27 protein-coding genes are annotated in these 20,341 nt (G+C 35.1%); 11 read left to right on the forward strand and 16 right to left on the reverse strand.

Annotation, left to right across the window (positions count from 1 at the left end):
* Window positions 1-92: 92 nt before the first annotated feature.
* Together BST92_RS10145 and alaS are read right to left on the reverse strand one after the other, a co-directional pair.
* The gene (locus tag BST92_RS10145; RefSeq protein WP_105071345.1) at window positions 93-638 is read right to left on the reverse strand and encodes a hypothetical protein; all 546 of its coding nucleotides are present in this window, start codon (window positions 636-638) and stop codon (window positions 93-95) included.
* Window positions 639-3,260: an alanine--tRNA ligase gene (gene alaS, locus BST92_RS10150; RefSeq protein WP_105071346.1), complete on the reverse strand. Its 2,622-nt coding sequence runs from the start codon at window positions 3,258-3,260 to the stop codon at window positions 639-641. It lies immediately after the preceding gene.
* Between the two features lie 158 nt (window positions 3,261-3,418).
* Between alaS and BST92_RS10155 the strand changes: the two genes are divergently transcribed.
* Together BST92_RS10155 and BST92_RS10160 are read left to right on the forward strand one after the other, a co-directional pair.
* Window positions 3,419-4,399, forward strand: a complete 981-nt coding sequence (locus BST92_RS10155; RefSeq protein ID WP_105071347.1) for a M23 family metallopeptidase — start codon at window positions 3,419-3,421, stop codon at window positions 4,397-4,399.
* Entirely contained in the window at window positions 4,399-4,725 is a 327-nt protein-coding gene (locus tag BST92_RS10160) for a MerR family transcriptional regulator (RefSeq protein WP_036581266.1), read from the forward strand. Before BST92_RS10155 ends, BST92_RS10160 begins: the two co-directional genes overlap by 1 nt.
* Before the next feature lie 49 nt (window positions 4,726-4,774).
* Here BST92_RS10160 and BST92_RS10165 read toward each other — a convergent pair whose 3' ends face one another.
* From BST92_RS10165 to BST92_RS15455, 11 genes are all read right to left on the reverse strand, one after another.
* The gene (locus BST92_RS10165; protein ID WP_105071348.1) at window positions 4,775-5,143 is read right to left on the reverse strand and encodes a DUF4870 domain-containing protein; all 369 of its coding nucleotides are present in this window, start codon (window positions 5,141-5,143) and stop codon (window positions 4,775-4,777) included.
* A gap of 10 nt (window positions 5,144-5,153) precedes the next feature.
* Window positions 5,154-5,516, reverse strand: coding sequence for a DUF1304 domain-containing protein (locus BST92_RS10170; protein ID WP_105071349.1), 363 nt, complete (start codon window positions 5,514-5,516; stop codon window positions 5,154-5,156).
* A gap of 136 nt (window positions 5,517-5,652) precedes the next feature.
* Window positions 5,653-6,342, reverse strand: coding sequence for a haloacid dehalogenase type II (locus BST92_RS10175; RefSeq protein ID WP_105071350.1), 690 nt, complete (start codon window positions 6,340-6,342; stop codon window positions 5,653-5,655).
* Window positions 6,343-6,357: 15 nt separating this feature from the next.
* Entirely contained in the window at window positions 6,358-7,020 is a 663-nt protein-coding gene (locus tag BST92_RS10180) for a peroxiredoxin-like family protein (RefSeq protein WP_105071351.1), read from the reverse strand.
* A gap of 29 nt (window positions 7,021-7,049) precedes the next feature.
* On the reverse strand, window positions 7,050-7,694 hold the full coding sequence (locus tag BST92_RS10185; protein WP_105071352.1) for a DsbA family oxidoreductase: 645 nt from the start codon (window positions 7,692-7,694) through the stop codon (window positions 7,050-7,052).
* A complete protein-coding gene (locus tag BST92_RS10190; RefSeq protein ID WP_042287847.1) occupies window positions 7,694-8,011 on the reverse strand; it encodes an EthD family reductase in 318 nt (105 codons plus the stop codon). The genes BST92_RS10185 and BST92_RS10190 overlap by 1 nt, the downstream gene beginning before the upstream one ends.
* A 91-nt stretch (window positions 8,012-8,102) precedes the next feature.
* Window positions 8,103-8,651: a carboxymuconolactone decarboxylase family protein gene (locus BST92_RS10195; protein WP_105071353.1), complete on the reverse strand. Its 549-nt coding sequence runs from the start codon at window positions 8,649-8,651 to the stop codon at window positions 8,103-8,105.
* A 66-nt stretch (window positions 8,652-8,717) separates the two neighbouring features.
* On the reverse strand, window positions 8,718-9,299 hold the full coding sequence (locus tag BST92_RS10200; RefSeq protein ID WP_342747861.1) for a TetR/AcrR family transcriptional regulator: 582 nt from the start codon (window positions 9,297-9,299) through the stop codon (window positions 8,718-8,720).
* A gap of 110 nt (window positions 9,300-9,409) precedes the next feature.
* Window positions 9,410-10,861, reverse strand: coding sequence for an FAD-dependent oxidoreductase (locus BST92_RS10205; RefSeq protein WP_105071355.1), 1,452 nt, complete (start codon window positions 10,859-10,861; stop codon window positions 9,410-9,412).
* Window positions 10,862-10,977: 116 nt separating this feature from the next.
* On the reverse strand, window positions 10,978-11,598 hold the full coding sequence (locus BST92_RS10210; RefSeq protein ID WP_342747863.1) for a LysR family transcriptional regulator substrate-binding protein: 621 nt from the start codon (window positions 11,596-11,598) through the stop codon (window positions 10,978-10,980).
* A gap of 8 nt (window positions 11,599-11,606) precedes the next feature.
* Entirely contained in the window at window positions 11,607-11,888 is a 282-nt protein-coding gene (locus tag BST92_RS15455) for a LysR family transcriptional regulator (protein ID WP_342747864.1), read from the reverse strand.
* Window positions 11,889-11,982: 94 nt separating this feature from the next.
* Here BST92_RS15455 and BST92_RS10215 point away from each other — a divergent pair, with 94 nt between their 5' ends.
* Entirely contained in the window at window positions 11,983-12,579 is a 597-nt protein-coding gene (locus BST92_RS10215; RefSeq protein WP_105071356.1) for an NAD(P)H-dependent oxidoreductase, read from the forward strand.
* A 126-nt stretch (window positions 12,580-12,705) separates the two neighbouring features.
* Here BST92_RS10215 and BST92_RS10220 read toward each other — a convergent pair whose 3' ends face one another.
* The 3 genes from BST92_RS10220 to BST92_RS15025 all read right to left on the reverse strand — a co-directional run bounded on the left by BST92_RS10220 (window position 12,706) and on the right by BST92_RS15025 (window position 14,107).
* Entirely contained in the window at window positions 12,706-13,101 is a 396-nt protein-coding gene (locus tag BST92_RS10220) for a hypothetical protein (protein ID WP_146105143.1), read from the reverse strand.
* A 142-nt stretch (window positions 13,102-13,243) separates the two neighbouring features.
* On the reverse strand, window positions 13,244-13,927 hold the full coding sequence (locus BST92_RS10225; protein WP_170061737.1) for an abortive infection system antitoxin AbiGi family protein: 684 nt from the start codon (window positions 13,925-13,927) through the stop codon (window positions 13,244-13,246).
* 42 nt (window positions 13,928-13,969) lie between these two features.
* Window positions 13,970-14,107, reverse strand: coding sequence for a hypothetical protein (locus BST92_RS15025; protein WP_170061738.1), 138 nt, complete (start codon window positions 14,105-14,107; stop codon window positions 13,970-13,972).
* Between the two features lie 268 nt (window positions 14,108-14,375).
* Between BST92_RS15025 and BST92_RS10230 the strand changes: the two genes are divergently transcribed.
* From BST92_RS10230 to BST92_RS10265, 8 genes are all read left to right on the forward strand, one after another.
* Complete coding sequence (locus BST92_RS10230) at window positions 14,376-14,714, forward strand: single-stranded DNA-binding protein (protein WP_006797161.1); 339 nt, start codon at window positions 14,376-14,378, stop codon at window positions 14,712-14,714.
* A gap of 270 nt (window positions 14,715-14,984) precedes the next feature.
* Window positions 14,985-15,608: a LemA family protein gene (locus BST92_RS10235; RefSeq protein WP_042287854.1), complete on the forward strand. Its 624-nt coding sequence runs from the start codon at window positions 14,985-14,987 to the stop codon at window positions 15,606-15,608.
* Between the two features lie 4 nt (window positions 15,609-15,612).
* The gene (locus BST92_RS10240) at window positions 15,613-16,053 is read left to right on the forward strand and encodes a TPM domain-containing protein (RefSeq protein WP_105071359.1); all 441 of its coding nucleotides are present in this window, start codon (window positions 15,613-15,615) and stop codon (window positions 16,051-16,053) included.
* Window positions 16,053-16,841, forward strand: a complete 789-nt coding sequence (locus tag BST92_RS10245; RefSeq protein ID WP_105071360.1) for a TPM domain-containing protein — start codon at window positions 16,053-16,055, stop codon at window positions 16,839-16,841. Before BST92_RS10240 ends, BST92_RS10245 begins: the two co-directional genes overlap by 1 nt.
* 190 nt (window positions 16,842-17,031) lie before the next feature.
* Window positions 17,032-17,589: a CPBP family intramembrane glutamic endopeptidase gene (locus tag BST92_RS10250; protein WP_105071361.1), complete on the forward strand. Its 558-nt coding sequence runs from the start codon at window positions 17,032-17,034 to the stop codon at window positions 17,587-17,589.
* 110 nt (window positions 17,590-17,699) lie between these two features.
* Window positions 17,700-18,359 carry a hypothetical protein gene (locus BST92_RS10255; RefSeq protein ID WP_105071362.1) on the forward strand — a complete coding sequence of 220 codons (660 nt, stop codon included), beginning with the start codon at window positions 17,700-17,702 and terminating at the stop codon, window positions 18,357-18,359.
* Window positions 18,360-18,425: 66 nt separating this feature from the next.
* Complete coding sequence (locus tag BST92_RS10260) at window positions 18,426-18,851, forward strand: hypothetical protein (RefSeq protein WP_105071363.1); 426 nt, start codon at window positions 18,426-18,428, stop codon at window positions 18,849-18,851.
* A gap of 57 nt (window positions 18,852-18,908) precedes the next feature.
* Entirely contained in the window at window positions 18,909-20,186 is a 1,278-nt protein-coding gene (locus BST92_RS10265; RefSeq protein ID WP_105071364.1) for a DEAD/DEAH box helicase, read from the forward strand.
* Window positions 20,187-20,341: the final 155 nt, after the last annotated feature.

A 20,341-nucleotide genomic window follows, 5' to 3' on the forward strand; every position in this document is an offset into this window, starting at 1 on the left:
AGTCTGATAAGTCAATGAAACGTTACAAAATTTTTGAGGTTCAGAAAAAAAAGGTGCAGACTATAGTATACACCTTTCATACTTTTAATAAACTACATCGACCAGTTTAAATCCTGTTCTATAGGAATATTTATAGATTTTAAATAGTCATCGAGTTTATCGTAGTTATCAGAGGTTTTATTGAAAGCTATCAATCCTCCAGCTTTTATAAATAGAATGAGATGGGTATTTAATTCAACTAATTTTTCGATGCGAGAAATAGGGATAATTAATTCAACTCCATCACTATTAATTTTAAAATCAGTTTGATTTAGATAAAATATATCTTCTTCGGTATAGCTGTCGCCTAATTCCTTTTTCTTGTTTTCAAGATATTTTCTATAATGTTTGATGTGTAACCGCTTATAACGTATTGGGTAAAAGAAAAACCACAATATGCTAAATAGCAATAGTATAATTCCAATCCAACTTATGGTATCATTTATTATAAAAAGAACAATTACCAACGCTGTCCAAATTAATGGAAAAGTAAGTCTAGTTTTTAGAAGTTTTGCTTGATACTCCTTAGAATGCTGTGCTTTATAAAAAAGGCCTATTAAATTGTCTTCTAGAGTTATTTTCTCCTTAACGATATCCATTTAAATCATCTCCTTAGCTGCATCAAGTGCTGCCGCAATTCCACTAGGATTTTTTCCTCCAGCAGTTGCAAAATGTGCTTGTCCGCCACCGCCGCCTTGAATGTGCTTTCCTAGTTCGCGAACTATAGATCCAGCGTTAAGATCTTTTTCTTCTACAAGATTCTTTGAAATCATAACGGTTAAGGTTGCTTTCTCTCCATCGCTTGCTCCGATAATAAGGAAAAGGTTGTCCATCTCGCGTTCAATTTCAAAAGCTAGTTCTTTTACAGATTTAGCATCAAGATCTGTTTGTGTCGCGATAAAGTTGACACCATTGATATCTTGTGCGCTTGCTATTAAATTACCTTTTAAATTACCGGCTTTGGCTTTTAAAAGTTGTTCTATTTCCTTTTTAAGTGCTACGTTCTCATCTTGTAGTTGAGCAATTGCCTCAGCAGGATTTTTAGTATTAGATTTTAAGATGGTTTTGATTTCATCAAAATGTCTAGACTGTTCCGCAAAGAAATCTTTTACAGCATCACTAGATATAGCTTCAATACGACGTATACCTGCCGCAACAGCTCCTTCACTCATGATTTTAAAATGCCATACATCGGCAGTGTTTGGAACATGCGTTCCACCACAAAGTTCATAACTATTACCAAACTTTATAGTACGTACCACATCACCATATTTCTCACCAAATAAAGCCATAGCACCATCTTCAACAGCGGCGTCATAGGTATTGGTTCTATTTTCTTCAAGTGGTAATTGCTCACGTATACGGGCATTTACAAAGTTTTCTACTTCTTGTAATTGTTCTGGTGTCACCTTTGCAAAATGTGAAAAGTCAAAACGCAAACTCGCGCTACGTACCATAGAACCTTTTTGTTCTACATGATCACCTAATACCTTGCGCAATGCTTGATGTAATAGGTGAGTGGCTGTATGGTTAGAGCTTGTTCTATGACGTTGATTTACATCTACAGCAGCTTTATGAGAGCCTTCTAAATCTTTAGGTAAATTTTTAGTCAGATGTACGGTCTGTCCGTTTTCTTTCTTAGTATCTATTATGTAAACAGTATCACCACTGGTGCTTTCTAGATATCCTTTATCACCAGTCTGTCCACCACTTTCTCCATAAAAAGGTGTCATGTTAAAGACGAGTTGATACAAATCACCATCTTTTTTAGTCGTTACTTTACGGTAACGAGAGATGCGCACATCTGCTTCAAGTTTATCATATCCTATAAATTCTTGAGTATCATCACTGCGCAATTCTGTCCAGTCAGTAGTTGTGGTTTCACTAGCAGCACGTGATCGTTGTTTTTGAGCAGCCATCGCTTTCTCAAATCCAGCCTCATCTAGTTCCATCCCTTTTTCACGCAAGATTAATGCGGTTAAGTCTATGGGGAAACCATAGGTATCATAAAGCTCAAATGCCTTATTCCCGTCGATGATATTCTGTGAGTTACTTTTTGCTGCAGTAATCATGGAATCGAGAAGGACTAGTCCTTGATCCAGTGCACGCAAAAACGATTGCTCTTCTTCTTTAATCACGTTAAGAATCAAATTCTTTTGTGATTTAAGCTCTGGAAAAGCATCACCCATTTGTTTTGCTAGTGTATTCACCAGCATATATATAAATGGCTCTTTTTTATTCAGGTAGGTAAATCCATAACGTATCGCACGTCGCAAGATTCTACGGATTACGTAACCTGCACCATTATTAGATGGTAGTTGCCCGTCTGCAATAGAGAAGGATACAGCACGCACATGGTCTGCAATAACTCGTATAGCAATATCTTCTTGTTCTGTCTTACCATAAGCATGACCAGTGATGGTTTCTATTTCACGTATTAACGGTGTAAATACATCGGTATCATAATTAGATCGCACACCTTGCATAACCATAGCAAGACGTTCAAATCCCATTCCTGTATCTACATGTTGTGCTGGTAGGTTTTTAAGAGATCCGTCTGCCATGCGGTTGAATTGCATGAACACTAGATTCCATATTTCTACAACTTGTGGATGGTCTGCGTTTACCAGACTAGCGCCATCTACAGCAGCTTTTTCCTCAGCGGTTCTAATATCCACGTGGATTTCTGAACATGGACCACAAGGACCTTGATCACCCATTTCCCAGAAGTTATCTTTCTTATTACCATTAAGGATTCTATCTTCTGCAATAAATTCTTTCCAGTAATCATAAGCCTCAGTATCGCGCTCTAGATTTTCACTGGCATCTCCTTCAAATATGGTGACGTATAAACAGTCTTTGTCAATTTTATAAACTTCAGTCAGTAATTCCCAGGCCCAAGCAATTGCTTCTTTTTTAAAGTAATCGCCAAAACTCCAGTTCCCTAACATCTCAAACATCGTGTGGTGATAGGTGTCAACACCTACTTCCTCGAGGTCGTTATGTTTACCACTTACACGCAAACACTTTTGAGAATCTGCGATACGACTATGTTTAGACTCACTTATCCCTAAAAAGTATTCTTTAAAAGGATTCATACCTGCGTTGACAAACATTAAAGTCGGGTCGTTTTTAATCACCATAGGCGCACTGGCCACAACCTCATGTTGCTTGGATTTATAAAAGTCTAGGAACGTTTGTCGTATCTGTTGTGATTTCATGTGCAGCTTTAAAAGCGGTTAATGGTAATTTGTTATTTTTGTTGAAATGGAGTAGTTGGGTTGTTGAGTATTCGCTTTCGCGAAAGCGTAACAATTACCTTCTTTATGCGTTATTAAAACAATCCATTTAACGACACAAAAATAGCACTTTATACCATATGTCAAAGGTCAAGTATTACTATGATGCAGAAACGCTTTCTTACCGCAAAGTAGAGAAGCGCAAACGCAATACTTTTAGAAAAATAGCGCTGTTTACAGTGGCCAGTGCATTGTTTGGTTTTTTGTTTTTTAATCTGGCTTCACAGTTTTATGAATCGCCGCAAGCGCGTAAATTGAAGCGTGAGAACGAGTTTCTTAAATTAAGTCTTAAAGAGTCGCAAGAAGATGTCAATGATCTAGCAAAGGTGATTAAAAATGTAGAAGAGCGAGATAATTCTATTTATCGCATTTATTTTGATGCGGCACCTATATCTGATGAGCAGCGACAGTCGGGTTTTGGTGGTGTGAATCGCTATAAGGATTTTGAAGGTTATGATAGTTCTAAAAAAATTATAGGTCTTAAAGAGTCTATAGATAAATTGAAAAAGCGTGTAGCTATACAGTCTAAATCACTGGATGAGATTGAAGAGCTAGCCAAAAGTAAAGAAGAGCTTTTAGCTTCTATTCCTGCGATACAACCAGTGCGTAATGAAGATTTAACACGCATGGCGAGTGGTTATGGATATCGTACTGATCCATTTAATAAAACACGCAAATTCCATTATGGTATGGACTTTACCGCACCGCGAGGTACTCCAGTATTTGCTACTGGAGATGGAGTAGTGGATAGGGCAGATGCTAATAGTGCTGGATATGGTAATCATATACGTATTGACCACGGTTTTGGATACGTGTCTTTATATGCTCACTTAAGAGAGAATAAACCTTATAATGTTAGAGTAGGGCAACGTGTTAAGCGTGGTGATATTATAGGTTATGTAGGTAGTACAGGTCGTTCCCAGGCACCGCATTTACATTATGAAGTGTTTAAAGATAAGGAGCGTATCAATCCTATTAACTTCTACTATGGTAATTTAACTCCAGAAGAGTTCAACTTATTATTGAAAGCTTCTCAACAAGAAAACATCTCGTTAGACTAATGTATATAGACCTGCCAGATAAGTTGTATTATTCTATGGGAGAGCTTACTAAAGCTTTTCAGGTTAATGCGTCATTAATTAGATTCTGGGAAAAGGAGTTTGATATTTTACAGCCCAAAAAGAACTCGAGAGGTAATCGCAAGTTTACTAAAGAAGATGTGAAGAACTTACAGACCATCTATCATCTGGTAAAAGAGCGTGGTTTTACTCTAGAAGGAGCACGAGAATATATGAAGTCTCATAAAAATGAATTGTCTAATCTAGAGATCATCAAAAAACTAGAGCATGTTAAGGCAGAGCTGTTAAAAATAAAGGATCAATTATAGGTTCCCATGATGAGGTTATTTGACGAGTATCGTTTTTTCTAAACAGGTATTAAGCTATAAACTTTATGGTGATAGGATATTTGTAAAAACTACCTTCAGCAGCTTTTACAGCTCCTATGATAGGGAAAACGATGCTTAATATTCCCAATCCTACTAGTAATGGTATGCCAATAATGACACAAGTTAAAATTAGACCTATAATGACGTATATAAAAGAGCTAATCATCCAGTTAACAATATGCTTACCATGTTGATCAACTACATGAGATTGATCTTTATTAGTTAACCACATTACAATAGGTAATACAATACCTATTAAAGGAACGATATAACCTGCAAATTGAGAAAGATGCATAAACATGCAAAATTGGTTGAGTTCCATTCCCCAAGGCCTGAGTTCTGGGTAATTCTGATTCATTAATCTCTTTTTAAAATATCAATATTAGTAAAATAGTAATCACAGCAGGAATAGTTTGTACAAAAAGGATTTTGCGTTCTACTGTTAAAGCACCATAAATACCAGCGATGGCTACACATGCAAGAAAAAATAGGGCCACATATGATTGCCATATATCATCTGTGATTAATAAACTCCATATCAATCCGGCGGCTAGAAAACCATTGTATAAGCCTTGATTTGCAGCCATGGATTTAGTAGGAGCAAATAATTCTTTGGGGAAACTTTTAAATACTTTTCTGCCTTTAGTTTCCCAAGCAAACATTTCAAACCATAAAATATAGACGTGAATTAAAGCGATAAAACCTATTAAAATGGAAATGAGAATCTGCATATATGGATTTTGAAAAATGAGTATGGTATAAACAAGGCGAAATATAAGAATTAATACATGTTTTAACTTTTACATTTATCTGACTTCTCTCAAATAATAAGAACTGTCAATATCGTAAATCACTGAAATAAACAGTTTAATGGTATGCTACTAATAAATCTGCCACTTTCAGTAAATCTGGAGCGTTGATTTCCGTTTGTGGAGCTAGTGGAAAAAGTTGTTGTCCTGGTCTACTTACAAATGCGGCACGCCATCCAGCCCATAGAGCACCAGCAACGTCCCAACCATGAGCAGCTATTAACATACAGTCTTCTGACTGTACGTGAAGTTGATTTGCAGCCCAATCATAAGTATCGGTAAAAGGCTTAAACTTTTTTACGGGCTCAATACTTAGTCTGCGATCAAAATAGCTATTCAATCCAGCGTTTTTAAATTGATGTTGTACACCTTTATCAGATGAATTAGTAAGAGAAACTAATGTGTATCCAGCTTCTTTTAATTTTGATAAGGCTTCTTTAACTTCGGGATGTGGTGGTAAGTTGCGCAATCCATTAATGACAAGATTTCTAGCCTCTTCTTCGGTCATCTTAATATCGTGATTTGCAGCGACCATCTGTAAAGCTGCCGCACCTATATGACCGAAAGGTTCATATCGACCACTCGCAGACATTACTAGTGAATATTGTAACATCGTTGTAAACCACAGCGGTAATAAATGATCATTTCCACCTAAGGCCTCTGAAACCTGTTTTTTCATTTGTGTAAGGTCTAACAAAGTCTCATTGACGTCAAAGAATAATACTTTAGGCTTGATTTTAGGTTTCATGTTCAAATGATTTATCTATGCTTTTAAATGTTTTAATGCAGTTAGTATATCTGTTCCTTCTGCTCTTTCTTTATAATCTGCATCTAAAAAAGCATATTGAATAATTCCTTTTTGATCAATGACATAAGTTGCAGCAAGTGGTAACTCATTACTATGATCACCATTTTTCTCACTTAATTTAAACCCAGCTTCATATATCGCAGCAACATCATCAGTTAATTGATAAACTACACCGTATTCTTTACCTATGGTGTTTCCTATATCGCTTAAAACGTTGAATTTCAAATTATTTTTCTCAGCTGTGTTCAGTGAATTGTCAGGTAGTTCTGGTGTTAGTGCAATTAATTGAGCATTGAACTTTTCAAACTCAGGTAATATTTCTTGCAAATAGTGCAATGTAATATTACAATATGGACACCATCCACCTCTATACCAAGTTAAAATAACTGGGCCTTTTTCTAGCTGATTATACAGAGAAATGGACTGATTTATAGCATTTTTAAGTTCAAAATTTGGGGCTTTATCACCTATGTTTAATGCATTTTCTAAAACACCTGAATTTGCAACACTTTCAATACCATCATTATAGATTTTATTCTTTTCGGCTGTAAATTTTGCAATTCCTGCCTCGCGCTGTGGCTCTAGTAAACGGTCTAATGCTCCATTTTTGGTTTCCATTTTTCTTTTTTTATAGTTGAGATTGGATATTATTCTGCAATGATTTCAGATAGTACTTGTTTAAAAATATCTACTGGTTGTGCACCAGAAACAGCGCTTTTTCTATTGAATACTATTGTAGGAACCGAACTTACTCCTAAGTTTTGCCAGAATTGTTCCTTTTTTCGAACTTCTTGTTGTGCTTCAGGTTGATCGATTAGAGCTAAAGCTTCTGTAGCATTAAGACCTACTGAAGTCAATGCTTCTTTTAAAACATCGTGTTGAGAAACATCTTTACGATCACTAAAAAAGGCTTTTGTAAGCTGCATTTTTAACTCAGTTTGCTTACCAAATTCTTTTGCATACTCAAGTAAGATATGAGCATTAAAGGTGTTGACCATGCGCATCTCGTCAAAGTAGTCAAAGGTGAAACCTAGTTCTGCTCCAGCCTCTATCATATGTTTTTTAGAAGCTTGCTGCTGTTCTTTAGTGGAACCATATTTTTCAGTGATATGTTCATTAAGGTTTTGACCTTCAATGGGCATATTAGGATTCAATTCAAATGGTTGCCACTCTATTTCGACTTGATCTTGAATACCTAATTCATCAATAGCCTTTTCTAATCTTTTATAGCCTATGGTACACCATGGACAGACCACATCAGATACAATATCAATTTTTAATTTCTCAGCCATTAGGATAGAGTTATAAGTTCGCTAATTTGTAATTCACCATCAACATTGCTATAGTTTTTTACATCAGCAGCAAATGTTGCAGCATGTGGAGCAAACGAAGATTTAAAACTAGCGACATCGTCAAACAGTAAATGCGCGATTGCAACATAGGGAGCTAGTTCATCAGGCTGTCTTCCTGCAATTCCTACTTCAAATTCTAGTCCTTTTAAATCTTTACCTAATGATTTAGAAATCATAGGTAAATGACTATTTTTATAATAATCTGTATCAAACTGAACGTCTTTACCGTTAGGATACATTACAGATACTTTAATCATAATAATGATATTTATTTTAGTAAGTTAATAAACCTTCCGCACTTAAACGGAAGGCTTATTGTAATAAATTGAGATTTAGGGAATCAACAATTTATTTTTTCCATGCAAATTTTTCAAATGCAGCATCAACAGGAGTATGTGCGATGTGATTTGTATAATTACTGATTACTTTTTGTGACATTCCTAGAATGATGTCCAATACTTGTCTCTCTCCATAACCTGCAGCATAAAATGCGTCTAAGTCTTCTTGAGATACATTACCGCGATTGCGTACTACAGATAAAGTCATGTTACGTAGTGCTTCTAATTTTGAGTCTTCTAAAGGAGTCTCATTACGTAAAGCATCTGTGATGCTATCGTCTACTTTCATCATTTTTGCAATACCAGTGTGTGCTGGTACACAGTAATGACAGGCATGCTCTACATTAATAGTTTGCCATACAACAGTTAATTCATCTTCATTAAATGATGAGTTTACAAACAGTTCATGTAATTGCTGGTATGCCTTTAATAATTGTGGAGAAGCAGCTAGTACACCGTGTAAACCTGGTATCATTCCATATGCTTTTTGAGAATTCTCTAGTAAAGCTTTGCTTTCTTCTGGTGCGCTCTCAATGTTGTGAACTTTTAAAGTGGTCATAATTTTAATTTTTAATTTATGTTAATTATAACTAAACAATCGTTTAGTTATAGGGTAAAAAATATATTACAATCTATCGAATGTCATCTCGATGTAATCTTCAATTTCTTTGGTGCTGTTTACTCTAGAAGCAGCGGCTAGACCATGCTTAGCTAACAATAAAAAATTAGCCTGTTTTTGAATGGTTTCTTCATTCTTAGATGCATCCATTCTCAATTTTTCTATAAATACCTCTTTAAGGTCATTCATAAAAGCATTCATCTGTTCTTTAATTAATTCATCTGGGCTTTGAGAAAACTCATTATAGGTGTTTGTGATTAAACAACCTTTTTCTGATTTTTCATTATCGCGACCTAACTGAACAGAATCATAGAAGAATTGTTTGATATCCTCAACACCATTTGAAGCGTTTTTCAGTTTATCAAATACATCTTTGACCTTAGTTTTGTAGCTTTTTAGACTTTCTATAAAGACGCCATGTTTGCTGCCAAAACTTGAATAAATAGAAAATTTATTAATGCCCATTTCTTTCTCTAGCATTTGCATAGAGGTATTCTCATAGCCATTACGCCAAAAAAGAGTCATCGCTTTTTCAATGACTTCACTCTCGATATATTCCTTTTTTCTAGCCATTATTTCTAATACCATACAAAACTAACCAACCGTTTAGTATTAAAAAAGCTTTTAACTAATAATTATCAAATACCTCACTTATGTTCAATTAAGCATAGCATCTGTCTGGAATTGGGCTTGTTATATTATTTCCTTTTCAGACAACGACCTCTAGGTTCATCACCTTCATGAAGTACAATATCAGAATGTAGAAATTGTGCTGCGGCAGCCGAATCTCTCACTTTAGTAGCGGTACGTTGAAGCATTTCAGTTTCAAATTTTTCTAAGACATTTTTCTTTAATCCTACTTCTCGCCAGTTGGATTGTGGTCTGCAACCTATTGTGATACTGCGTGCTAGGGATAAAGCATCCAGTAAAGCTTGATTTGCACCTTGTCCTTTAAATGGACTCATAGGATGTGCCGCATCACCAATTAAGGTCACCATTTTACTATGACTTAATAAGTCTGGATTTAACAATTCACGATCATAAACAGGATAGCCGGTAATGTCTGATTCTTTAGTAGCTTCCAGAATTTGCGGAATAGGATCATGCCATAGAGTTCTTAATTGGGCTTCAGTCTTAAGGGCTTGAGTACCTTTTAAACTTAAATTTTTAGCCTCTTGTTCTGACATCGGGAAACTGAGTTGCCACATTACAGAATGAGCATCATATGGCATCATATAGATTCTCTCATTTCCATTAGCAGTTTGAAAAACCGTAGCCGAATCTAATAAAGAACTTTCCACATTCTTAAGTTGGTCCAATGGGCAAATACCTAAAATCACAATACAGCCTAAGTATCTTAAAGGTGTGCGTTCTTCACCTATAAGGTGTTTGCGCACTGTACTACGTATTCCATCTGCGCCTACAATTAAATCTGCTTGAACGGTTTTCTTTTCTCCGTCGATATTAAAAGTCAATATTCCACCGTTTTCTGGAGCAATTTGGACATCGATTAATTGATGATTCCATTGAATATGTTGAGATCCACCTAATTGATTGATTAATTCTAATCTAAGGGATTGTCTCGCAATATGAATATTGGTTCGTTTTGGATATGGTTTGTTTTCTGATGGCAACCATTTTCTAATTCCCCATTCACCGACAACATGACCTTCAGGTGTATGTACCACATGTTTTGTGGATATCACTCCATCTTTAAGCGTTTGGATTCCTAAGCCTTCAATCGCTTTACTAGCTTGTTGTAAGGTTAATCCATAACCTTGTGATCTTGCATCAAAACTACTATCACGTTCGTATAAAGTAAATGGTATGCCGCGATGTAAGCAGGCTACTGCCAGTGCCACACCACCGATTCCACCGCCGATAATAGCCACGTGCGGATAGTTCTCTACATCAGGTGTTGGGAAATTTGTTGAAGGGTTAATACCTTTTCCATGGCAGGTTTTGCAAATGTGTAAATGTGCTTTAGGTCGGGTAGGAGCAATGCCTTTTTGATCGCTGTTTTCAAATTGCTCTAAAGCTTTTTGATAAGCTAACTTATCTTTTTTGCGCAAGCGGCCACTTTTTTTGCCTCTACCTTGACAATCTGGACAGCTGGTCCAGCAAAAATGATGTTGCTGCTCGTTACTCAATGGTATTTGAAATCTAAATTTTTGGAATGGTAAAGATAAAGAAGCTTGAAGTATGGTTGGTAAGTGGTTTTACTCTAGTTTCTTTTTGATAAATTATTTCTTCTCAAGTCTTTATATTAAGACATAGATTTCATTTTTGATTTAAATATATTTTGAATAATATCTAGTTCTGTTTTATATTTCAAATCTGTTCTAGATGCAAAATATAAGGTGTTTTCTGTTTTTACTTTTCCATTCCAAACCAATTCAATTTCGTTTCTTCGAATTTCTTCTTGACATAAGAAATCTGGAACTAAAGCTAATCCTTTTCCATTGTTTAAACATCTAATAATGGAAGTAATATTGGGTAAAATATAGTTGGGTTTGAAGGCAGGCTTTTTATTGAAATTCTCAAACCAAAAACGTCTGAAATGTTCCATTTCGTTTGATGAGCTATACCATACATTTTTGAGTAGTTCTTCTTCTAATTCATCAAATTGATTAGCATTGATAAGACTTTGAATGTCATCAGTATTTGTTTTATTTCCTGCGATCAAGACAATTCTTTCTTTTGAAAAAGGAAGGTATTCCACCAAAGATCTTTTTTCATTCTGTTTATTAGGTGTGATAACCAAATCTAATATTCCATTATTAAGATCTTTTATTAAATCTGTATGTGCTCCAAACCTAGCGACTAGATCAAAGTTTAGGTTTGGAATTTCAGGTTCAATAATAAGCTGAAACATTTCTGAACACATCCCAATATTTAAAGAAGGATTTTTTCTTGAGTCGTTTTTTTAAAATGTTGCTCTGCTATCTCTAGTTTATTTAAAGACTCAATAATATATTCATATAAAAATTTCCCATCTTCTGTTGGAATCATTTTTCTTGATGTTCTTTCAAATAACTTCTTACCTACATACGCTTCTAAAGCATTTAAGTGTACACTAACTCCTGGTTGTGATGCATATAAGGCAACAGAAGCTTTGGTCAACGTTCCATTTTCATATATTTCTTTAAATGTCCTATACCACTCTAAATTCACCATAGTTATTAAAATATTAATACAAAGGTATGATTTGTATTATTTTTATAATAAATAGTGTCAACTTAATTTTGTCTCAGAATAAAATAAGAGATCTATGAAAAACATATTTATAATTAATGGAAGTCATCCATTTGCACATTCTGGAGGTCGATTTAATGAAACCCTTTTTAATACGACTATTTCATTTTTTAAATCTTTAGATGGTTTTGAAGTTAAATTTACCCAAGTAGGAGATCCATATAATGCCAAAGATGAGGTCGAAAAGTTTAAATGGGCAGACCTTGTCATTTATCATACACCTATATGGTGGTTTCAAATTCCCTTTGGCTTCAAAAAATACATAGATGAAGTTTTTACAGAAGGTCACCAAAATGGTATTTATACCAGCGATGGAAGAAGTAGAAAAAATCCAAATATCAATTACGGAACTGGTGGTTTAATGCATGGAAAAAAATATGTACTGACTACCAGTTGGAATGCTCCTAAAACAGCTTTTACTTTAGAAAATGAATTTTTTGATCAAAGAAGTGTAGACAATGGAGTCATGTTTGGATTTCACAAAATGAATGCTTTTACAGGAATACAATTGTTAGCAACACATCACTTTCACGATATGGAAAAAAATGCCGATGTCCCTCTAGAATTAGATCATTACAGTGAATTTTTAAATCACTTAAAAGGTAAATTATAGGGACTAGATGTGCTTGCGTGATATGCGTACCGTATAGTTTATTATATATATTACAGTGAAAAATTAATCACCTTTCAATTTAGGACAAGTCTGTTTAAAATTGTAAAATTGAATTTATCTATAGTTTTACTCAATTTTTAGATGTACTCTTATCTGTCCATCAACGTCTTCAAATTCTTGATTATATATTTTCTTACCTATTATTTCTTGACCATTTTTAATGTCTTTTAATTCTCCAGCCAGTTCAAGCTTAAATTTATTAGGTTCTGTATGGTTTTCAGTTTCTAAAAAGTCAGCAACATATAGATAATACTTATCTAATATATCTTCTAGCGGATATTGGTTGTTGGTTTCATTATCAGGTTCTAATTCATAACAAATAGTCATTCGGTATTTTGTATCATCATTATCTTTTAAATCTTGATAAATACCATTTTCAATTGGTTTGAATTGTTCAGAGTTCTCATATTTAAGACTTTTACCTATTGAGATATTTTTCATGACATTATACTCTAATCTCATGTCTTGATTTGTTGAGTTTTCAGAAGACTTCTCTTTTTTGCTTCCAAAAATTTTGTCAAATATTCCCATCTAGCTCCTTTTAGTTTGATTATATGATTGCACAAAATGATTTGTTCAATTTAGTGTTTTGTTGATAAGTGTTTTAATGTTCTACTAAGTCTTCCCATGCCATAATAGAAATTTGTCTTGGGATAATCTCTTGTTGTATTAGGTTTTCAAAGAATCCTCCTTTTCTAGGTAAAACAATCATTGCAATGTCATCAAATGAAAAATTGAATGGATTAAGAGTTCTCCATTCTCTTTCACAATAAATAGAATTAAACTCTTCATCGTTAAACGTTTTTACGAATGCTACAAAATCCGACAAACTTTCTTTCGTAGCTTTGATTTCTTTCTCCAAGTTGTCAACTTGATATTCTAGATTAGATTTAATATCTATCCAACTAAATGAGGTAAGATTAGTTTCATTTTTCGGTCTAAAACTTTCTTTTTTAATATCGTCTAGTAAATTATCGATTCTTTTTATTTCAGATTTAATATGATATGTTTCAGTAGAAGAATTAATTATTGATAAACCAGAGTATATGGAGTTCATAATAGGTGAATTCTGTAAACTATAAAAAACAGGATTAAAGTTATTTTTGATTGCTGAATCTCTGTGAAATCCAATAGCGAACTTTCCATAACGTTTAGAATGGTAGTCAAGATGTTGAATTGGTATATCAGCTAAACAAGCTACTTTTGAGGACTTTATAGTTTGTTCAGTATTATATTTTACATCTATTTTTTTTTCTTCCCAATTCCAAAATGGTATTTCAGGTACCAAGACACGAATTAATTCCGAATACTTGCTAATGCGAAGTTCTTGTCATTCAAGAATTTTAATTAAGATATCATAGCTTAATTCTACTGGTTTTGGTTGATTTTCTTGCTTATTTAGAATCTCATTCCATAAGGGACCACCTGTAAAATGCCATAGTATTTTTGAGACTGTACCTGGGTTCATATAATGTTGTTAACTTGTTCTAAAACCAATTTTACAACTTTATCAATTGGTTTTTATTAAAAACTCATCTTAATTATTAAAATGCTGTAAAGTAGTATTTTAATGACTTAAAAGCGATTTAAACCATTACAAACGTAAATAAACGTAAACAAACGTTTAAAATACTTATACAACTTTTAACCCGTCACATATTTGCACCGTCATCAACAAACAAACTGTGATGTCACGATACATAAACTAATTTAATCCATACAAAAACAATTTAATTATGAGCACATTAAGAAACAAAGTACAGTTAATCGGTAACCTAGGTCAGACTCCAGAAATCAAAGTTTTAGACTCTGGTAATAAACTGGCAAAATTCTCTATCGCAACAACAGATCGTTATAAAAATAAGCAAGGCGAGCTAGTAAATGATACCCAATGGCACAACATTATCGCCTGGGGAAAAACTGCAGACATTGTAGAGCAGTACGTTCAAAAAGGCAACCAAATAGGTGTAGAAGGTAAATTGACCTCTAGATCTTATGAAGATAAAGATGGTATCAAAAGATACGTTACAGAGATTGTATGCAGCGAGCTACTTCTTATGGGAAATAAAGCTTAAACCACTTTCCATTTTATATTTAAAAAGACCTGAGCAATCAGGTCTTTTTTTATGAATCCATAGCAAAGTTATCTGCTGTTTCAACAGGAATATAGTATTCTCTATAATAATAAATCTACAGTATTAAGATCGCAAAAAGCGTTTAACAGATACAAAACTAACCTTAGTCGGATAGCATGCAACATCACCTTTCCTTTTAACAGTCCACCATTCTTTTTTGTAACTTTATGCCTCAATAAGATACCAATCAATTACATTAAATAAAAGAATATGAGTAAAGCAAAATTTGCGGGTTTAGGCTGCGCAGGATTAGGATTAATAGGTGTAGCGGTTATCGCTGTGATTATAGCGATTAATGCATACAGCTGGTATAACAGTGCGATAGGACTTAAAGAAAATGTACAAGCACAATGGGCAAATGTAGAAAGCAGTTATCAACGTCGTGCAGATCTTATCCCTAACATAGTCGCAACGGCCAAAAAATATGCAGAGTTTGAACAGGAAACACTGACGCAAGTGATAGAAGCTCGTGCCAAAGCAACTTCTATTAACGTCGATGCATCAAACTTAACCAGTGAGCAAATTCAAGAATTCTCTCAGGCACAAGGCGCGGTAAGTTCTGGACTAGGACGTTTACTCGCCACCTATGAGAACTATCCAGACTTAAAGGCAAACGAGAATTTCCTAGAACTCATCAACGAGCTAGAACGTACAGAAAATCGTATCAATACAGAGCGCAACCGCTACAACGGTGACGTTAAAGCATATAACGCACACATAGGTATGATACCAGGTAGATTCTATGCATCATGGTTTGGCTTTACTGGTTCGCCATATTTCCAGGCAGAGGCTGGATCAGAAACCGCACCTGTTGTAGAAGATCTATTCAACTAGTTCTATGGGATCTAAAGTAGAAGATTTTCTCACGGCCGCACAAGAGCAGCAAATCATTGCCGCTATTAGAAAGGCAGAACGTACCACAAGTGGTGAGATAAGAGTCCATCTCGAGTCTCACTGCGCTGGTGACGCTTATGCACGTGCGCAAGAGATTTTTCATCTACTTAAAATGGATAATACAAAGGATGAAAACGGTATCCTATTTTACATCGCTGTTACAGATCGCAAATTTGCCATTATCGGTGATCATGGGATCCACCAGCATGTAGGAGACGATTTTTGGGTAAGTATTAAAGAGTTGTTGGTATCACGCTTTCGCGAAAGCGTATTTCACCAAGGCCTTATAGATGCCATACACCTTACCGGTGAACAGCTAGCGTGCTATTTCCCGTGGGATGTAGATGATGTCAATGAATTACCAGATGAGATAACGACTAGTTAATGAAGAAGCTCCATTTAATTATAGGGTTGTTGTTGCTGGTTACTTTACAGGCATATGGGCAATTTATCATTCCGCCAAAACCGGTAGATAATTTACAGACATCACTGTATGATTATGCCAGTTTGCTGGACCAGTCGCAGCGTGTATCGCTAGAAAATAAATTACTGCGCTATGCAGACTCTACATCTACACAAATTGTAGTGTTTATCGTTGCCTCTACTAAAGGCGATGATATCTCAATGGTGTCCACACAATGGGGACAACAATGGGGCATAGGCCAGGAAAAGGAAGATAATGGAATCGTTATTTTACTGGCTGTAGAAGATCGTAAAGTCGATATATCAACCGGTTATGGTATAGAATACCGTATGACAGACTTATTGTCTGAACGCATAATCAATCGTGTGATGATACCACAGTTTAAAACGGGTAATTATTATGCTGGTCTTAACGATGGTGTAGAAGCTATTTTTAAAGTTCTAACTGGAGAATTTACAGAATCTCGAGATTTTACTAAAGAAGATTTTCCATGGAGTTCTTTGATCATTTTTGGGATTTTTCTCTTTTTTATCATTTTAAGTGCTAGTAAAAATAACCGTAATAATGGTGGTCGCGGTGGCGGTAGTCCATCTTTACTAGATGTCATCATTTTAAGTAATATGGGCCGCGGTAGTATGGGCGGCGGCTTTGGCGGTGGCGGCTTTGGTGGTGGATCTTCTGGCGGCGGTTTTGGTGGTGGCTTTGGCGGCGGCGGCTTTGGTGGTGGTGGTGCTAGCGGTGGCTGGTAGTGGATGAATTGCAATCTATAAAGACTCTATTGCAAGCATAGAAACGGTCACAATCACGATAGGTTATCGTTGCAACCTTTGAATTTAGATTTGTGACGTTCCAATCACCAATTACCCAATAACTCAATAACCCAATAACCCAACTGTAACAAATGGGCTTTATCCAATACTAACTTTTAAAATAAGTTAGATGGTTCAAGATATTCTCGATTACTTTAAAAATCCCGATTGCCTTAAAGGTGATAATGTTTTCAATGCTCAAAAGGTAAAACTATTCTGGACATCGTTCTGGATGATTATGGTATGTAATGTTGCTTTTTCTATACTTATTTATGGAATTGAAGGTCTAGGCCTTATTGACACTGATAAGCATGCGGTCATGGATATGGTAAAGAACGAGTCTGTCTATTTTATATTGATAGCAGCTGTTGTGCTAGCGCCATTGCTAGAAGAATTAATTTTTAGAGCACCTATAACACTTTTCCATACGGTAGATCGTAGTGATTTTAGATGGATATTTTATTTATTTGCCTTAGCCTTTGGTGCAGTACATATCTCAAACTATGGCGTTAACTTAACGACCATATTACTATTACCCATCATTACTGGACCACAAATTGTGACTGGTTTATTTCTAGGATTGATACGTGTGAAGGTTGGATTGCTTTATTCTATGTTGTTTCATGCCTTATATAATGGTGTGTTGATGATACCAACTGTTCTTTTTATGAAGTATTTTGAGATGTAAATAGAGTAGTAGTGTGCGGTTGTATAAAAGGACTCAAATAATAGTACATTTGTGTTGTAAATACTTTTTTCGCACAAGCGTAACCATTAACCAACCTTTTATCCCATTTCATGAAAACTCTATTAAAAGCATCCTTCATCTTTGTATTATTAACGACTTTGTCTAGCTGTTTAGGTGGATCTAATAAAGCTGAGAAACTAGATATAGAGCAAGATTTCAAGCTGTTTGAAAGTAAAAAATTTAGTATTAAAGTCCCAGGTTATTTAACAGAAACTGATGATTTAAATGAGGATGCAGAGATGCAAATGCAAAACATGTTCCGTGAGACTTACATGATCGTCATGGCCGAGTCGAAGTCTGATTTTGATTTTGCTAGTGAAATTCTAGGTATGGGAAATGATAGTCTTTCTTATGCAGAGAATTACATGGACATGCAATTAGAGTCCATGACAGAGTCTTTTAGTTATGATGTAGTAAAAGAAAAAACTACAACGGTTATTAATGATATGCCTGCTATGATAGTAGAGGCAAACGCTTCTATTGATGGTCTTAATGTATCCTACATAATCACAACTATTGAAAGTGATCATGATATATTTTATATCACTTGCTGGACATTAACAGATAGAAGAGATCGCTATTTTCCAGCTTTTTATCAATCGGTTGAAACGATCCAGCAGTTAGAATATGACGTAGAGAGTGATGATAGTGGTTTACAAATCGATTATGATGAGTTGCTTAAAGAGTTAGAGCAAAGCGCTGGTGAGTAAGTAAATCCTGAGGTGAGTAAAATCATTCTGGCAAAGGTTTTGATATAGCTAATTAAAGCCAGGATTATGAAAAATTTTACAATACTTATTTTATTGATACTTACGACTACGGTAATGATGAGCTGTGATCCTGTCACAGACTGTATTGTTAACACACGTCCACACTTACCTCATACGGACTTTGTAGATGGTAGAGAAGGCGTTTACTATGAAGACTTTATTAGAGCCGAAATTAGAAACGAACCTAGAGACCGCGATTACTGGTATTATTTTACAGTAACTGGTTTGCCCGCTGGAATGGATTATGAATTTGTAGGACAGGACTTGTATATTTTCGGTACACCACAGTCACCTGGTAGATACAGTATAGAAGTTTTTCTAGAAGTAGAACCACAATATCTAGTGTTTGATGATGATGACGGTCCATTAGAAGATGGAGATTCTTTATGCTCTTATACCGATGAGCGTTTTTACTCATTGCAAATACAATAATAAGCTGGGCACGTTTGCCCAGCTTAATTAGTTTACCTTTGTAGCTTAATACAATTCATGACATTTAAAGAACTAGGGCTCGTAGAGCCTATCTTGCGTGCGCTGCAAGACCAAGGATATGAAAATCCTACACCTATTCAAGCGCAATCCATTCCTGTTTTATTAAAAGGGAAAGATTTATTAGGAGTTGCACAGACAGGTACCGGTAAAACAGCCGCGTTTTCAATTCCAATTTTACAACATTTATATAACGGTGCACCGCCTAAAGGGCGCAGACCTATTAAAGCACTAGTAGTAACACCTACACGAGAACTTGCTATACAAATTGATGAGAATTTCAAGGCCTATGCAAAGTATACTGATATTAGAAATACGGTTATTTACGGTGGTGTTAAACAAGCACAACAAGTCAATAGACTTAAAAGTGGTATCGATGTTCTAGTCGCAACACCTGGTAGATTACTAGATTTAATTAATCAAGGTTTTATTACCTTAAAGCATATTGAATACTTTGTCCTAGATGAAGCAGATCAAATGCTGGATATGGGTTTTATCCATGATATTAAAAAACTACTGAAATTATTGCCTCATGAGAGACAGTCGCTTTTCTTTAGTGCTACCATGCCTAAAACTATTGTAGAGTTATCTAGACAAATCTTAGGTGATTTTGAGCGTGTGACTATCGCACCTGAAAAAACGACAGCAGAGAAAGTAGAACAACAAATCTATCACGTTAATAAAAAGAATAAGACAGATCTATTGATAGAACTGCTTGAAACTAAATTATTAGACTCTACACTTATTTTTTCACGTACTAAACATGGAGCTAATAAGATTGTTAAAGATCTAGAAAAAGCAGGAATAGGTAGTGCAGCCATACATGGTAATAAATCACAAGCAGCTAGACAACGAGCGCTAGGTGATTTTAAAGACGGGAAGATTCAAACACTAGTGGCAACAGATATTGCTGCACGTGGTATTGATATAGATGAGTTGAGCTATGTAGTGAATTATGATTTACCTAACGTTGCAGAATCATATGTACACCGTATAGGTCGTACTGGTAGAGCAGGTGCTAGTGGTCTGGCTGTCTCATTCTGTATGCTAGAAGAAAGACCATTCTTAAAGGATATTGAAAAATTAATACAGCAACAAATCCCAGTGATAGAAGAGCACGACTTTCCTTTTAAAATGGAAGACGCTGCAGAGCCTAGTTTGAAAAAACAAGGGCAACGTGGTCGCAGACCACAACGTAGTGGTGGATCTAATAATGGTAAACCTAAATCTGGTGGATCTAAAAACGCTGGAGCTAATAAGCCCAGAAGAAGATATTAATACAATTTTCTTATCTATTTAATGAAAGCCACTATTTATGAATTTAAATCGTGGCTTTTAGTTTATAGGGAAAAATCAATCATTGATAGGGAACAACAGATCTACATATTACTCAGTGATCTTATCATCTTTGTATCATCATTAATCTTAAAACG

Source organism: Nonlabens arenilitoris, assembly GCF_002954765.1.
GTDB lineage: Bacteria > Bacteroidota > Bacteroidia > Flavobacteriales > Flavobacteriaceae > Nonlabens > Nonlabens arenilitoris.